1 protein-coding gene is annotated in these 445 nt (G+C 48.1%); it reads left to right on the top strand.

Annotated elements, in window-relative coordinates; all coding sequences use genetic code 11:
• On the top strand, positions 1 to 445 hold a 445-nt coding region (locus J5M58_RS26980; protein ID WP_207880478.1), incomplete at both ends, for a DUF808 family protein.

Genomic DNA, 445 nt, shown 5'->3' on the forward strand with positions numbered 1-445 from the left:
TCCTAGATGATGTATCGGTGATGACAAAAGTCGCTGCCAAAAAAACGGCGGGCGTGTTGGGCGATGATTTGGCACTTAACGCCAATCAAGTGTCAGGGGTAAAAGCCGATCGCGAGTTACCTGTGGTGTGGAGTGTCGCCAAAGGCTCCTTAGTCAATAAAGCGATTTTGGTGCCACTGGCTTTGATTATTAGTGCGATTTCGCAAGCCTTAGTGACCGGGTTATTGATGATTGGTGGTTTATATCTGTGTTATGAAGGGGCAGAAAAAGTGGTGCACAAATTTTGGCCCCACGCTGGCAGCAATGACCCCGAGCAAGCCGAACGGGTAGCAGCCAATGCCAATGAAAGCATAGATTTGGTGGCGCATGAAAAAGAGAAAATCAAAGGGGCAGTGCGGACGGACTTTATTTTATCGGCTGAAATCATTGTGATTTCCCTCGGTAC

The organism is Pseudomonas sp. 32_A (genome assembly GCF_017490905.1).
In the GTDB taxonomy this organism is placed as follows: Bacteria; Pseudomonadota; Gammaproteobacteria; order Pseudomonadales; family Pseudomonadaceae; genus Aquipseudomonas; species Aquipseudomonas inefficax.